This is a genomic window from Acinetobacter tibetensis, from assembly GCF_023824315.1.
GTDB classification, from domain to species: Bacteria; Pseudomonadota; Gammaproteobacteria; order Pseudomonadales; family Moraxellaceae; genus Acinetobacter; species Acinetobacter tibetensis.
The window spans coordinates 1,544,272-1,557,898 of record NZ_CP098732.1 but is presented as its reverse complement, the minus strand read 5'-3'; the positions used below and the strand labels follow the sequence as shown (position 1 = coordinate 1,557,898).

Genomic DNA, 13,627 nt, shown 5'->3' with positions numbered 1-13,627 from the left:
AATGGAGCCTTTCGGCTCCATTTTTTTATCTTAAGTAAAAAAGCAAAATAAAACTGAGCGTTATCCAATCACACCTCGTCATCAAACTGTCATTTATTTTTCACTTTGCTGTCACATAGTTTACAGATACTGCATAGCAAGTTGGTGAGCTATGTAACGAATTGTACAGAAGCGAGCTGAAAATAAGAGTTTGTAGGCCCTTGCCATAAAAATCGTGTTTTGGAGAAATCTCAATGAAAAAATTGCTACTTGCTGCAGCAGTCACAACTTTAAGCTTAAACGCAGCACAGGCAGCGCCAACATTGTACGGTAAACTGAATGTATCGATCGACAATGTTGATAACAAAAGTTTTGATGGTAAGAGTGATGTCACTGAAATCAACTCAAATGCTTCACGCATCGGCATCAAAGGCGAAGAAAAATTAACAGAAAAGTTATCTGCAATCTATTTAGCAGAATGGGCAATCGCAACTGATGGTTCTGGTTCTGATACAGACCTTAGTGCGCGTAACCGCTTCATCGGTTTAAAAACTGATGGTATCGGCGCGCTAAAAGTAGGTAAATTTGACTCTTACTTCAAAACTGCTGCTGGCAATAATCAAGATATCTTCAATGACCACACAATTTTAGATATCACCAACACCATGTATGGTGAAGAACGTTCAAACAACGTCGTTGGTTTTGAATCTGACCCTAAATTACTTGCTGGCTTATCATTCAATGTAATGTTCCAACAAGGTGAAAGTTCTTCTAGTGTAACAACTGGTTCAACAGGTAATAATGATAAACGTGACGGTTTTGGTGATGCTGTTTCAGCTTCAATCAACTATGAAAATAAAGATTTAGGTCTAGCACTAGCAGTTGCTGGTAACTCAGGTATCCAAGGCAAATACAATGCTTACAGCTTAAAAGATATTTACTCTGATGCTTACCGTGTGACAGGTTCTTATGATTTCAGCACTATTGGTCTTAAAGGTCTTGTACTAGGTGGCTTATGGCAACATGCTGAACCTAAAGATGACTTAACTGCTTATAACACTGGTAAAACAGATGCGACAACTGGTGCTGCAATTACTGCAAACTACAAAGGCTTAGAAGAAGACTCTTGGATTACAGCAGTTACTTACAAAATCGGCAACACACCTTTTGCTGTAAAAGGACAATACCAATCAGCAAAAACTGCACGTGATGGTCACGACGATCGTACGATTGACCAGTATGGTATTGGTTTAGACTACAAAATTAACAAACAAGCACGTTTCTACGGCATCGTAGCACAACAAAAACGCGATTGGTTAAGTGATGACGACAAACGCACTGTAATCGGAACAGGTATGGAATATAACTTCTAATCCTGATCGCTTTAAAAAACACGCTTCGGCGTGTTTTTTATATAGGGTTAAACCAATTTACCCAAGAACTCGTGCCTCGCGACTCAATTGAAACAGTATCAATCATGCGCTTTTTAAGCACATCAATTTGATTCACTTGCTGTGCTAAACGTGCTTTTATCGAATGAATACACTCTCGATCTCCAAACTCACAACGATCTAAAGTTGTGCCTCCACATGGCCCATTTGCTAAGCCTTTAGGACAAGTTTCAGGACAGATATATAAAGTATCTGCAAGGCGACACTGACCACAACTTTCACAGCCTACGACACCATGTTTGGACAAGTATTCAGACTTTATAAGTAATTTATTGGCAAAATGACCAGACCAAAGCTTAGGATTAAAAAATTTGCTTCCTACGTTCCGCGCAATCTTGGAGTCAAACATTGAGTCATGCATAAATTGCATACTTTTATACTTGAGCACCTGTTCCGTAGATGGTTTTTTTTGAAACACATCAGGCTTAGACTTAAGTTCATCCCCCGACTTCAATTGATGCAGTTCATTCCATATCCGCATGCACTGATCAAAACTAAAATCCTGAAAACGCTCAAGCGCCTGTTCTAATTTTTTTTGCTCTTCGGGCTTATGACAGGCGGATAAGTGCACTCCAGCAAATCCCCAAGAACGGCAAATTAAAATCTGCAAAGCACAACGTGCGTAAACATTCTGTTCTGCAATGGCAGCATCTACACTCTGCTCCCGTTTAAGCAACTGTAAAAGATGCGGAGTCAAAACAATGCCTGCAACTTTTTGCTTGACCATAAATTCTGCACGCGCTGCTGTTAATGGCATTACACAAGCAAACAAATCCACCTGTGAATGCTGATTTTCTAAATATTGCTTCGCTTCCTTTAATGCATCCAAATCAAAGCCTAACTGAGTGACAACATAGTCTGCCCCTGCCAGCACTTTTTTATCCAATTTATAATATTGGGCATCATGCTCAGCTTTTGCATATTTAAAGGGATTCAGCGCCACCCCAACTTTTATTTGAGGCGCAAGCTTTTTGGCCTGCATCACAGCATTCACGGATTCCAAATAACGTGTCCGTGGAAAATTTATATCCTGACCATTTTGATGATGCTTTAATTTATCACCTGTCAGTAACAATACATTCGAATATCCTTGTTCCTGTATCGCTTGAATAAATTCATTAAAATCTGCTATGTCTCGCCCTTTACCAGAAAAATGTAAAATTTTCGGGATCTCAGCCGCATAATTTTGAGCAATTACTAATGGCTCTGGATCATCATCACTACGCACACGATCAGCAATCGTCATGGTCACTGGATAGCCAGCTATGCACGATGGGACAGGTTGTGTGTGCTTGGTCGGCAAATATTCTAGAAAAATAGAAAAAGGCTGATTTTGCAAGGAATCAGTAAGTAAAGGCATCATATAAGGAAGATGTGTGACAAATGTCAAAAAAGGAAAGCAGCTTATTATAAAAGATGAAAATTCTCATTGGCAAAATAAATAATGAGCTTGTGCAAACTTAAAAAGCACAAGCCCATTTTTACAATTGTTTCCCGAACTGAAAAATTACCAACGAAATTTATTCCAGTTTTCAGGATTCGCCCAGTATTTAGAGTTAAACCAATCTGGGACATGTTTGTAGTTTAGAATATTGAATTGCCAGATTGCCAGATTATGACCCTGCGCTGACTTTTCAATGAGTTGGGTAAAACCAAGTGAACGCATTAATTTATGATCTTGCTCATTCGTGACCACAACCAACTTTTTCGCCATTAAATCACGCAACCTGACTAAAAATTGTGCTTTGGTCGTATCTGATAAACTGCTCATCTCTAGATTATCGAGTACAACAAAACCCAAATCATAACGTTGCGTAAAAGGCAGACTTAGAAACTCAGTTACGTTAAAATAAGTCCAACGAATTGATTGATTCTGGTCATATTGTTCTAAATTTTGACCAATACACAATGCAGTTTGAATAGGCTGTTCCTGAGATAAATCGTCTAGCATAGAAGTGATGACATTCTGTTCAGCCATAACTGCATCCTTATTATTTGAGTGAGCTTTTCATGGAACTACAAGGCATTTGTCATAAAATGCATGCAGGTCTCAAGGACCTTAGTGTAACTGATCAACAGACTCGCAAGGCAAATGTTGAATATAAATTTATTCTAGATCGTGCAGAAATTGAGCTTCCATTCAGTTTAGGTCAAGAAATTGAGTTGGAGTGGACTGGAAATATTTACTGTGTTTCTTGCGGCAGCAAAACACCGAAGTCTTATTCTCAAGGGCATTGTTTTAAATGTTTTAAAACCAAAGCATCTTGCGACATGTGCATTATGAAACCAGAAACCTGCCACTATCATCTAGGTACATGCCGTGAAGATAGTTTCGCGCATGAAGTCTGTTTTCAACCCCATATTGTATATTTGGCCAATTCTAGCGCTTTAAAAGTAGGAATCACTCGACTTGGACAAATGCCAACACGTTGGTTGGACCAAGGTGCTACTCAGGCTATTCCAATTATGAAAGTGGGTTCTCGTCGCTTATCTGGTCAACTCGAAATCATGTTTGGAACTCAAGTTGCTGATAAAACTGACTGGCGCAAACTTCTTAAAGGTGAAGCTGAACCTGTCAACTTACTTGAAGTACGTGAGCAATTGATTGAAGAATTTTCACCTAAAATTCAAACCATACGAGATGAATTTAGCCAGAATCTTGAATTCAATGAAACTGTTGAATTGCTTGAAAATGAACAGCCTCGTGAGTTTATTTATCCTGTCGAACACTATCCTGAAAAGATTAAGTCGCACAATTTGGATAAAACCCCAATCATTCGCGGCAAGCTGCAAGGGATTAAAGGACAATATTTACTGCTCGATACAGGTGTGATTAACATCCGTAAATATACGGGCTATGAGATTATTCTTCGCGCTGAATAATTTCATAATTTAATAGCCATAAAAAAACCAGCCTAGGCTGGTTTTTTTATTACCGTATTTTATTTAATCTTCGCTTGGCTTTTTAAATATTGAGTGTAGTCATCAAGCTCTTGCTGACCACGAAGTTGTTGATAAAGCTTCGCCAACTCAGTCAACTGCTCTGGTGCTAAAGCATTTGCAGCAGTCTTATTCACATTAGAAATTGCAACCACAACAAACTCATTTGGTAAAGAAGCAGTTGTTACTGACCACATACCAGCTTTAGGTGCAGGAACACTAAATGCCGCACGTTCAATCTGACGTTTTAAACCTTGTGAGCGGGTAAACACACCTGCATCTTCAAAACTTAATTGATTTTTAGCCAGAACCGTTGCAGCTGGTTGAGTTTTAAACTCATCCAATGCTTTTTGAATTTTTGCTTTAGCCGCAGCCGTAGCCTTCAACTCAATCAATTTTGCTTTCACGCGCGCGCTTGCTTCAGCTAAAGTTTGTTCACCAGCTGCATGATAATCACGTACTTTTACCCAAACAACATCACCATTCGCTAATTGGATGTTACTTGAAGCATTACGATCACCATTTTTTACATCATCATTAAAGAGTTTAGCTTTTACATTTGCTTCACTTAAAACTGGATGCTGCATGCCTAAAGTTAAACCTTTAATTGATTGAACCTGCACACCTTTAACTTCTTGAGCTACAGTATCGAGTGCATCGCTACCCACTACCATTTCATTCAAGCTATTAACAGTATCAGAGAATGCATTCGCCGTTTTCGCCTTTTGCACCTCAGCAATTAAACGCGGCTTTTCAGCTTCAAAAGATGGCAATTTCATTGCAGGCGCTTCAGCAGAAATAATGTGATAACCATATTGGGTTTTCACTGGCGCTGAAACCTGACCTGATTTTAGTGACGCAACAGCTGTATCAAATGCATCTCCAAATACACCTTTATCATAGACAGCAAGAACCCCACCTTTTGATTTTGAGTCAGTGTCATCAGAATACTTTTGAGCAGCATCAGCAAAACTCATACCCGCTTTAATTTGTGCAGCCACACTATCAGCTAATTTCTTCGCATCAGCATCTGAGCGCGAATCAGCCGTAATAAGAATATGCTTCACTGAAGGCTTAACTGTAGACTTCTGTGATTCAACAAATTTTGCATAAGCTTGTTGTAATTCTGCATCCGTAGCTTGAGCATTTACCGCAGGTAAGTTTGCTGGGCTGAGCACCACAAAATCAACATCAACACTTGCAACTTGTCTAAATGCATTTTTATGCTTGTTATAGTAATCGGAAACTTCTTGCTGGCTAACTTGAATGCCTTTTTTATAATCATCAAGTTTGATACTTGCCAAATGAATCGTACGTTGCTCAGTTTGTAAATTCGCAATTTGCTGAATATCAACCTTACTCACCAAGGCATAATCCATCACCATTGATGTCATCATCTTCAATGCATGATCTTGGCGTAAATTTTCAATCAATGCCTGGCTCGTTAAACCCACTGATTTTAAATAATTCGCATAAAGCGCTTCAGAAAACTTGCCATTTTCTTGTAAACTTGGTTGTTGTGCAATCATTTGCTCAATTTGAGCATCGCTCAATGAAATGCCTAATTTTTCTGCTTGTTGTAATAATAAGTTACGAGCAATCAATGACTCTAAAGCTTTATCTTTAATAAAAGACTGATTCAACAATGTTTCATCACCATTTACATAAGATAAGTACTGCTGACTATACGACTTCGTCGCATTTTCCAGCTCTTTATTGCTGATTTCCTGCCCATTCACTGTTTTTGCAGTGTCCTTAGAACTACCACTACTAAAATATCCTTCAATACCTACAAGTGCTAAAGGGGTCAAAAACAAAATGAGCAAAACTTTGCCCAACCAGCCCTTAATAACTTTACGAAAAGATTCCATAAGTATTCCAATATTTTATTTGTGCCGCATTTTACCCGAAAACCTGATATGAATGAATGCGTTTAGCCATCAAATCAGCATTATTAATAAAAAACGCGCCAAGGAGGCGCGTTTGGTAAATCATTAAAAGATTAAGCTACAGAATCTTTTAAACCTTTACCTGCTTTAAAGCTAGGAACTTTGCTGGCTTTAATTTCAAGAGTCGCACCAGTTTGTGGATTACGACCTGTACGTGCAGCACGTTCTTTTACATTAAAAGTACCGAAGCCCACAAGTGTAACTGTATCACCTGATTTAAGCGCTTCTGTGATTGAAGCAATTGTCGCGTCTAAGGCTTTACCTGCATCAGTCTTAGACAATCCCCCTTTTTCTGCAATTGCATCAATTAATTCTGATTTATTCATGAAGATGAAGTCCTCTAATATCGTTTATTTAAGGTTCAAGGATATAGTTTAAATTACCATAACGCCTTTATAGCAATGCTTTAGGGGAGAACGCAATACTCCTCTTAAGCTTTTCTATAAATTTAATCGTAAATTAGACTGGAAAAAATAGGAAACTCTCTAAATCTGTCACTTTTTTTCAATTTTTGCTTTCAATTGTTCATTTTCTAGAATTAACGCATCTACTTTGCTATGTAGTTGTAAAATCAAATTTTCCAAATGTTGAATATCTTTCACTGTAACCAAACCAATTCGATTTAGCGAATGATGCACACTGTGATCAATTAATTTTTCCACCTTATCTTTAGTATCAACAACAGACTCTTTGGCTTTCTCAGAAACCTTTTCTACTGTCTGATCTGCAATTTCTGTTGTTTTTGACTCAAGTTCCTCTCCAACTTTGACCAAAGAGTCAAATAATTTATTTCCTTCTTCTTCGGCACGTGAAAATGCCCCCAAACCTGCCAACCAAATTTGTTTTGTATATTTTCTAAAATCCAAACCTGACTTTGAGCGCTGCCTTAAGGCTATTTTATTCGCTGTTTCCGTAGGAATTCCAAAATCATCTTCGTCTTTTTTTGTCGTTTTATTCATTCAAGCCACTCCTGCCTATTTTATGTCCTGTTCAACACTGTATTTATATAAATAGACTCATCATAGCAAACTTAACACTTGATCGATTCGCAAAACTGTTCTACAAAGCAGGTTTAATATGCAATTAATTTCAGTCCTCAAACACATACAATGAGATAGGACTTTTTTTACCCGCAAGGATTAGGTTTTATGAGCGATTCGCAACAAAGACAAAATCAACCACATTTGTTGCTGACAACATCCATGATTGTTTTAGAAACGATTTTTACTTTTGTGGTTAAGCGTGATGCTGTGGTTGCACTTCAAGCCAAAAAATTCGTAGATCAAAAAATCGCAATTAAAATGAATAGCTACGTCCCTTATTTCGACTTTTATGTCCAATTTAACGAACATGGTATTTTGTTTGACACGAAGGCACCTGAAAAAGCTGTAGATCTAGATGTTAGAACTACGCTAATGGATTTAATTAAGATATTTGTCTTTGCCAACAGACGCAGCATTAAAACCATGCGTATAGATGGTGACATAACGCTTAAAGATGAATTTCGCGATTTAGTGCTACTTTTCAGTGCACCTAAAGTACTAGCTGACTGGAAACAATGGTTTTTAGAGCCTATTGATGGTGAAGAAAATATTACCTCTTCCAATAAACGGGTTGCCCCACTCTTAGAAAAGATTGATCAGCAACGTTCTAAAATCAACTCGCTCCAAGTTGAAGTAAAACAATATAAAAATCGCATACGTCGCTTAGAACAAAAACAAAAGCGCATGAACATTGCTTTTTTTGTAATCACAGTACTCCTGATTAGTTTATTTGTGTATAATATTTGGCTTCCATAAATCACTATTTTTATTATTAATTAAAAGAAAAGAATTGGTCTTAAAAAAACTTGACTATTTTAGTCAGGATTCATAGAATCTACACATCTAGTCTAAACATGTGTATCGAATCATGCGCTTAACAACTCGCGGTCGCTACGCGGTGACTGCTCTACTTGATCTAGCTTTGCAGCCTACTGAACAAACGATCACACTAGCCGAAATTGCAGCTCGCCAAACTATTTCCGTTGCATATCTTGAACAACTTTTTGCCAAGTTAAAACGCCATGGATTAGTTTCTAGTGTTCGTGGTGCGAATGGTGGTTATCACCTAGCTCGCAGCGCTGAAGACATCACTGTGTTAGAAATTATTGAAGCTGTAAATGAAACTGTAGATGCAACACGTTGTGACCACAAAGGCAACTGTCAAAATGGTGCAATGTGTTTAACACATGATTTATGGCAAGAACTCTCTCACCACATTGCCGATTATCTCGCTAAAATCACACTTGCTGATCTTGTAGCTCGTGACAACGTACAAACCGTTGCTATTCGTCAAAACACAGCATCTTTTGATTCAGCCCTTTTATCGGTTACAGGTAGTATTTGAAATGAAACGTCCGATTTATCTTGATTATGCAGCAACCACCCCTGTAGACCCTCAAGTTGCAGAACGCATGATGGAATGTTTAACTTTCGATGGTACTTTTGGTAATGCGGCTTCACGTTCTCATGCATACGGTTGGCAAGCTGAAGAAAAAGTTGAATATGCACGTGAACAAGTTGCGAATTTAATCAAAGCAGATCCTCGTGAAATCGTTTGGACTTCTGGTGCAACTGAGTCTGACAACCTCGCATTAAAAGGTGTAGCTCAATTTTATGCTTCTAAAGGTAAGCATATCATCACCAGTAAAATCGAACACAAAGCAATTTTAGATACTTGCCGCGAACTAGAAGCTGAAGGTTTTGAAATTACTTATCTTGAACCATTACCACAAACAGGTTTAATTACCCCTGAAATGGTACAAGAAGCGATTCGTCCAGATACCATCCTTGTTTCACTGATGATGGTGAACAATGAAATTGGCACCGTGACTGATGTTGCTGCTATTGGTGAAATTACTCGCGCTAACAAGATTTTCTTCCACGTTGATGCTGCTCAAGCTGCGGGTAAAGTTGAAATTGATTTGTCTACCTTAAAAGTAGATTTAATGAGTTTCTCGGCACACAAAATTTATGGCCCTAAAGGCATCGGCGCATTGTTTGTTCGTCGTAGCCCTCGTGTACGCCTAAAAGCACAAATGCATGGTGGTGGTCATGAGCGTGGTATGCGTTCTGGTACTTTACCAACACACCAAATTGTAGGTATGGGTGAAGCATTTGAACTTGCAGGCAAAAACTTGGTTGCAGAACAAACTCGCTTACGTGTGTTGCGTGACAAACTTTGGAATGGCTTACAAGATCTTGAACAAGTATTCCTTAATGGTCACCCAACTCAAAACGTTGCTAACTATTTAAATGTGAGCTTCAATTTTGTTGAAGGTGAATCATTAATGATGTCACTCAAAGATGCTGCGGTTTCTTCGGGTTCTGCATGCACATCTGCAACTTTAGAACCATCTTATGTACTTCGTGCATTAGGTCTTTCTGATGAGTTGGCTCACAGTTCAATTCGCTTCAGCTTTGGTAAATACACCACAGAAGAAGATATTGATCATGTGTTAAGCGTGACCCGAGCTGCTGTTGATAAGTTACGTGAACTGTCTCCGCTTTGGGATATGTATAAAGAAGGTATTGACCTTTCTACAGTCGAATGGGCTGAACACTAATTCTACTCTTTCAATGAGATCATCTCGCATGATCTCATTGATTAAACCGAATTCAACCCCATATTAATATTAACGCTGACCCCGAGGTTTGGAGAAGCATCATGGCATATAGTGAAAAAGTAATTGATCATTACGAAAACCCCCGTAATGTTGGTGTTTTAGATAAAAACGCTGAAAATGTTGGTACTGGTATGGTTGGCGCGCCAGCTTGTGGCGACGTTATGCGTCTTCAAATCCAAGTTAACGACGAAGGTGTAATTGAAGAAGCTCGCTTTAAAACTTATGGTTGCGGTTCTGCAATTGCATCAAGTTCTTTAGTGACTGAATGGTTAAAAGGTAAAACCTTAGACCAAGCTCAAGCCATCAAAAACATTGATATTGCAACTGAGCTTGCACTTCCACCAGTAAAAGTTCACTGCTCTGTACTTGCAGAAGATGCAATTAAAGCTGCTGTTGAAGACTATCGCAACAAGCAAGCCAAAGCTTAATTGTTTCAAAATCAGTGAAAGAATAATGGAGTTTTCATGATCAATTTAACTGAAAATGCTGCAACTCATATCAGCAATTACTTAAAGAATCGCGGTAAGGGTGAAGGTATTCGCGTTGGTGTGAAAACTTCTGGCTGTTCAGGCTTAGCATATGTACTCGAATTCGTTGATGAAGTTGATACACATGATGAAATGTTTGTACAGTTCGGTGTTAAAGTCTTTGTAGATCCCAAAAGCCTAGTCTATCTCGATGGTATGGAAATGGACTATGTTAAAAATGGTCTGAATGAAGGCTTCGAATTTAACAACCCGAATAAAAAAGGTGAATGTGGTTGCGGTGAATCTTTCACTGTTTAACCTCCCATTACCTTCTTTGTTAAAACAGTGTCTTTACACTGTTTTAATTCTATTTATTTACATGAAATTATTGCGGATCCATCTTCCATGAATCATTTTGAGTTGTTTAACCTCCCAGTAGCGCTCGATATTGATTTAGCAAGTTTAAAAAGTGAATTTTTAAAACTGCAGCAACAATATCACCCTGATAAAGCTGAAGATAAAGATCAAGCCTTGATAAAATCAAGTGAAATCAATCAAGCATTCAAGGTTTTATCTCATGTGGATAGCCGTGCTGGTTACTTGTTAGCGCTCAAAAAACAAGATCATCATTTAGATCAATCGATTAGTGACTTTGAATTTCTTCAATCTGCGTTAGAAATACGTGAGCAACTTGATGAAGCATCTTCAACTGAAGATCTCAGCTCGCTTAAAAAAGAAGTTTTTCAATGGATTGATGGTTTAGTTCGAGAATTCAAAATCGATTACACGGATGAAGATTGGTCCGAAGCACGTGACACCGTCAGGAAATTACGTTTCTTTCAAAAAGTCATGCTCGACATAGACAGGGCTGAAGATCGTTTCTTGGATGATGATAGTTTCGATCTTGATGATGATTTCTAATTTTTTAAATTTTGCTGCTCAAAGGATGTAACGCATGGCACTCTTGCAAATTGCAGAACCGGGGCAATCAAGTGCACCTCATGAACACCGTATCGCGATTGGAATTGACCTAGGCACAACCCACTCTTTAGTCGCAACTGTGCTTTCAGGGAAAGCCAAAGTTCTTAACGATGAACAAGGTCGAGTGTTACTTCCTTCTATCGTTCATTACACTCAACATCAAGCCCATTATGGCGATGATGCAAAACCGTTTATTACAACAGATCCTAAAAATACCATTGTTTCCGTTAAACGGTTTATGGGACGCTCTAAAGCTGACATCAAATTTCAACACCCCTACACACTTGTGGGTGAAGACCATCAAATGCCAGCTTTCGAAACTGCACAAGGTCGTAAAACTCCTGTTGAAATTTCTACTGAAATTTTAAAACAACTGAAAGACCGTGCTGAAGAAAGTCTCAAAAATCCAGTCAATGGTGCCGTTATTACTGTTCCAGCTTATTTTGATGAAGCTCAACGCCAAGCAACGCGTGATGCCGCTCAACTGGCTGGTTTAAATGTTCTACGCTTATTGAATGAACCAACAGCGGCAGCCGTTGCTTATGGCCTAGACCAAGAAACCAATTTAGCAACTGATCGCAACTATGTAATTTACGATCTGGGTGGTGGTACATTTGATGTTTCTATTCTTCGTTTTTCGCAAGGCGTATTCGAAGTTTTAGCAACAGGTGGACATACCGCATTAGGTGGTGATGATCTTGATCGTCTGATTGTGAAATGGGCAAAAAAACAACTAAACATCGAACTTCTTAATGATGCTGAATATGCACATTTTGTTGTGGCAGCACGTAAAGCAAAAGAAGCCTTATCAGATGCAAATGAAGTCGAACTCAAACTTCTTGATCAATCATTACAACTTGATCGCCCGACTTTTGAATCGATTATCCAAGTTGCACTTGATAAAACCATCAGCGTTTGTAAACGTGTCATGCGTGATGCTAAATTAGAACTCAATGACATTCAAAACGTGGTTTTAGTGGGTGGTTCTACGCGCTCTTATGCTGTTAAAAAAGCAGTTCAGAGTGTATTCAATCAAGAACCTCTATGCACCATTAACCCTGATGAAGTGGTCGCAATTGGCGCATCTATTACAGCTAACCAATTAATTGGCAACTCAACTGATGGCTCATTACTCTTAGACGTTACCCCGCTTTCACTCGGCTTAGAAACCATGGGTGGCTTAGTTGAACGTCTGATTTCTCGTAATACTGCAATTCCTGTTGCACGTCGTCAAGAATTCACCACCTATCAAGATGGTCAAACCGCCATGTTGATTCACGTGGTACAAGGCGAACGTGATTTGGTCGAACATTGCCGTAGCTTAGGTCGTTTTGTATTGCACAGCATTCCGCCAATGACCGCAGGACAAGCCCGTATTGAAGTGACCTTCCAAGTCGATGCTGATGGTTTACTCACTGTAGCTGCAAAAGAAACTACTTCTGGTGTACACGCACAAATTGATATTAAGCCATCATACGGTTTATCTGAATCAGACACCGAACGACTACTACTTGATGGCTTTAAATATGCTGAAGAAGATAAAAATCTTCGCCACCTTCAAGAAACCAAAGTAGAAGCACAACGCGAACTTGAAGCTTTGATTCAAGCCTTGAAAGTTGATACTCATCTTCTAAGTACTGAACAACTAAATCTGCTGAATACTGCTAAAAGCCAGCTAGAGACTCAACTACAAAGTGATGATATCAAGGCTATTGAACAAGCTATCGAACAGCTTAAAATACACAGTGATAATTTTGCCGCATTACGTATGAATCAACATATTGATGCTGCATTAAAAGGCACTAAACTCGAAGACTGGTCAAACTCAAACTAATTAAGGTAAAGATTATGCCACGTATTAAAGTACTTCCACATGCGCAATTCTGCCCAGAAGGTGCTGAGTTTGAAGTTGAACAAAATGCAAACTTATGTGAAAGCTTGCTCAAGAACAATATCCGAATTGAACATGCCTGTGACATGTCATGTGCATGTACAACTTGCCACGTGATTGTTCGCAAAGGTTTTGATAGTCTTGAAGAAATGAATGATGTTGAAGCTGACTTATTAGACCGTGCTTGGGGCTTAGAACCTGATTCGCGCCTGTCATGCCAAGTTGAAATTGTAGATGAAGATTTAGAAATTGAGATTCCTAAATACACCATCAACCATGCTTCAGAAAATCACTAATCCATT

Annotated in this window: 15 protein-coding genes; 10 read left to right on the top strand and 5 right to left on the bottom strand. The window is 38.7% G+C overall.

Features of this window, described 5'->3' with window-relative positions:
* The first annotated feature begins 233 nt into the window (after nucleotides 1-233).
* Nucleotides 234-1,352, top strand: a complete 1,119-nt coding sequence (locus M5E07_RS07565; RefSeq protein WP_116760813.1) for a porin — start codon at nucleotides 234-236, stop codon at nucleotides 1,350-1,352.
* A 37-nt stretch (nucleotides 1,353-1,389) separates the two neighbouring features.
* Here the strand turns inward: M5E07_RS07565 and M5E07_RS07560 are convergent, their stop codons facing one another.
* Nucleotides 1,390-2,790, bottom strand: coding sequence for a methylenetetrahydrofolate reductase C-terminal domain-containing protein (locus M5E07_RS07560; RefSeq protein WP_116760950.1), 1,401 nt, complete (start codon nucleotides 2,788-2,790; stop codon nucleotides 1,390-1,392).
* A gap of 147 nt (nucleotides 2,791-2,937) precedes the next feature.
* Entirely contained in the window at nucleotides 2,938-3,408 is a 471-nt protein-coding gene (locus M5E07_RS07555; RefSeq protein ID WP_116760816.1) for a DUF6231 family protein, read from the bottom strand.
* A gap of 32 nt (nucleotides 3,409-3,440) precedes the next feature.
* On the opposite strand from M5E07_RS07555, the gene M5E07_RS07550 reads away from it, so the two are divergent.
* On the top strand, nucleotides 3,441-4,313 hold the full coding sequence (locus M5E07_RS07550) for a DUF2797 domain-containing protein (RefSeq protein ID WP_252223455.1): 873 nt from the start codon (nucleotides 3,441-3,443) through the stop codon (nucleotides 4,311-4,313).
* A gap of 59 nt (nucleotides 4,314-4,372) precedes the next feature.
* On the opposite strand, the gene M5E07_RS07545 is transcribed toward M5E07_RS07550, so the two are convergent.
* The 3 genes from M5E07_RS07545 to M5E07_RS07535 form a co-directional block, all read right to left on the bottom strand.
* Nucleotides 4,373-6,241, bottom strand: a complete 1,869-nt coding sequence (locus M5E07_RS07545) for a SurA N-terminal domain-containing protein (protein WP_252223453.1) — start codon at nucleotides 6,239-6,241, stop codon at nucleotides 4,373-4,375.
* A 131-nt stretch (nucleotides 6,242-6,372) separates the two neighbouring features.
* A complete protein-coding gene (locus M5E07_RS07540; RefSeq protein WP_004697018.1) occupies nucleotides 6,373-6,645 on the bottom strand; it encodes an HU family DNA-binding protein in 273 nt (90 codons plus the stop codon).
* Nucleotides 6,646-6,813: 168 nt separating this feature from the next.
* Nucleotides 6,814-7,278: a phasin family protein gene (locus tag M5E07_RS07535; RefSeq protein WP_116760822.1), complete on the bottom strand. Its 465-nt coding sequence runs from the start codon at nucleotides 7,276-7,278 to the stop codon at nucleotides 6,814-6,816.
* A gap of 189 nt (nucleotides 7,279-7,467) precedes the next feature.
* On the opposite strand from M5E07_RS07535, the gene M5E07_RS07530 reads away from it, so the two are divergent.
* The 8 genes from M5E07_RS07530 to fdx all read left to right on the top strand — a co-directional run bounded on the left by M5E07_RS07530 (nucleotide 7,468) and on the right by fdx (nucleotide 13,621).
* Nucleotides 7,468-8,118 (top strand): hypothetical protein, encoded by a 651-nt coding sequence (locus M5E07_RS07530; RefSeq protein ID WP_252223451.1) that lies wholly within the window; start codon nucleotides 7,468-7,470, stop codon nucleotides 8,116-8,118.
* A gap of 112 nt (nucleotides 8,119-8,230) precedes the next feature.
* Nucleotides 8,231-8,707, top strand: a complete 477-nt coding sequence (locus tag M5E07_RS07525) for an Rrf2 family transcriptional regulator (protein WP_016166295.1) — start codon at nucleotides 8,231-8,233, stop codon at nucleotides 8,705-8,707.
* A gap of 1 nt (nucleotide 8,708) precedes the next feature.
* Nucleotides 8,709-9,926: an IscS subfamily cysteine desulfurase gene (locus tag M5E07_RS07520; protein ID WP_131264359.1), complete on the top strand. Its 1,218-nt coding sequence runs from the start codon at nucleotides 8,709-8,711 to the stop codon at nucleotides 9,924-9,926.
* A gap of 101 nt (nucleotides 9,927-10,027) precedes the next feature.
* Entirely contained in the window at nucleotides 10,028-10,414 is a 387-nt protein-coding gene (gene iscU / locus M5E07_RS07515; RefSeq protein ID WP_116760828.1) for a Fe-S cluster assembly scaffold IscU, read from the top strand.
* A 36-nt stretch (nucleotides 10,415-10,450) separates the two neighbouring features.
* Nucleotides 10,451-10,771, top strand: coding sequence for an iron-sulfur cluster assembly protein IscA (iscA, locus tag M5E07_RS07510; protein ID WP_116760830.1), 321 nt, complete (start codon nucleotides 10,451-10,453; stop codon nucleotides 10,769-10,771).
* Between the two features lie 87 nt (nucleotides 10,772-10,858).
* Nucleotides 10,859-11,374 (top strand): Fe-S protein assembly co-chaperone HscB, encoded by a 516-nt coding sequence (gene hscB, locus M5E07_RS07505; protein WP_116760832.1) that lies wholly within the window; start codon nucleotides 10,859-10,861, stop codon nucleotides 11,372-11,374.
* Nucleotides 11,375-11,408: 34 nt separating this feature from the next.
* On the top strand, nucleotides 11,409-13,268 hold the full coding sequence (gene hscA, locus M5E07_RS07500) for a Fe-S protein assembly chaperone HscA (RefSeq protein WP_252223449.1): 1,860 nt from the start codon (nucleotides 11,409-11,411) through the stop codon (nucleotides 13,266-13,268).
* A gap of 14 nt (nucleotides 13,269-13,282) precedes the next feature.
* Entirely contained in the window at nucleotides 13,283-13,621 is a 339-nt protein-coding gene (gene fdx, locus M5E07_RS07495) for an ISC system 2Fe-2S type ferredoxin (RefSeq protein WP_116760836.1), read from the top strand.
* Nucleotides 13,622-13,627: the final 6 nt, after the last annotated feature.

What these genes read in the sequence shown, in the direction of transcription:
- M5E07_RS07565 (WP_116760813.1), top strand. Translation starts at nt 234, where the DNA reads ATGAAAAAATTGCTACTTGCTGCAGCAGTCACAACTTTAAGCTTAAAC.
- M5E07_RS07560 (WP_116760950.1), bottom strand. Translation starts at nt 2,790, where the DNA reads ATGCCTTTACTTACTGATTCCTTGCAAAATCAGCCTTTTTCTATTTTT.
- M5E07_RS07555 (WP_116760816.1), bottom strand. Translation starts at nt 3,408, where the DNA reads ATGGCTGAACAGAATGTCATCACTTCTATGCTAGACGATTTATCTCAG.
- M5E07_RS07550 (WP_252223455.1), top strand. Translation starts at nt 3,441, where the DNA reads ATGGAACTACAAGGCATTTGTCATAAAATGCATGCAGGTCTCAAGGAC.
- M5E07_RS07545 (WP_252223453.1), bottom strand. Translation starts at nt 6,241, where the DNA reads ATGGAATCTTTTCGTAAAGTTATTAAGGGCTGGTTGGGCAAAGTTTTG.
- M5E07_RS07540 (WP_004697018.1), bottom strand. Translation starts at nt 6,645, where the DNA reads ATGAATAAATCAGAATTAATTGATGCAATTGCAGAAAAAGGGGGATTG.
- M5E07_RS07535 (WP_116760822.1), bottom strand. Translation starts at nt 7,278, where the DNA reads ATGAATAAAACGACAAAAAAAGACGAAGATGATTTTGGAATTCCTACG.
- M5E07_RS07530 (WP_252223451.1), top strand. Translation starts at nt 7,468, where the DNA reads ATGAGCGATTCGCAACAAAGACAAAATCAACCACATTTGTTGCTGACA.
- M5E07_RS07525 (WP_016166295.1), top strand. Translation starts at nt 8,231, where the DNA reads ATGCGCTTAACAACTCGCGGTCGCTACGCGGTGACTGCTCTACTTGAT.
- M5E07_RS07520 (WP_131264359.1), top strand. Translation starts at nt 8,709, where the DNA reads ATGAAACGTCCGATTTATCTTGATTATGCAGCAACCACCCCTGTAGAC.
- iscU (WP_116760828.1), top strand. Translation starts at nt 10,028, where the DNA reads ATGGCATATAGTGAAAAAGTAATTGATCATTACGAAAACCCCCGTAAT.
- iscA (WP_116760830.1), top strand. Translation starts at nt 10,451, where the DNA reads ATGATCAATTTAACTGAAAATGCTGCAACTCATATCAGCAATTACTTA.
- hscB (WP_116760832.1), top strand. Translation starts at nt 10,859, where the DNA reads ATGAATCATTTTGAGTTGTTTAACCTCCCAGTAGCGCTCGATATTGAT.
- hscA (WP_252223449.1), top strand. Translation starts at nt 11,409, where the DNA reads ATGGCACTCTTGCAAATTGCAGAACCGGGGCAATCAAGTGCACCTCAT.
- fdx (WP_116760836.1), top strand. Translation starts at nt 13,283, where the DNA reads ATGCCACGTATTAAAGTACTTCCACATGCGCAATTCTGCCCAGAAGGT.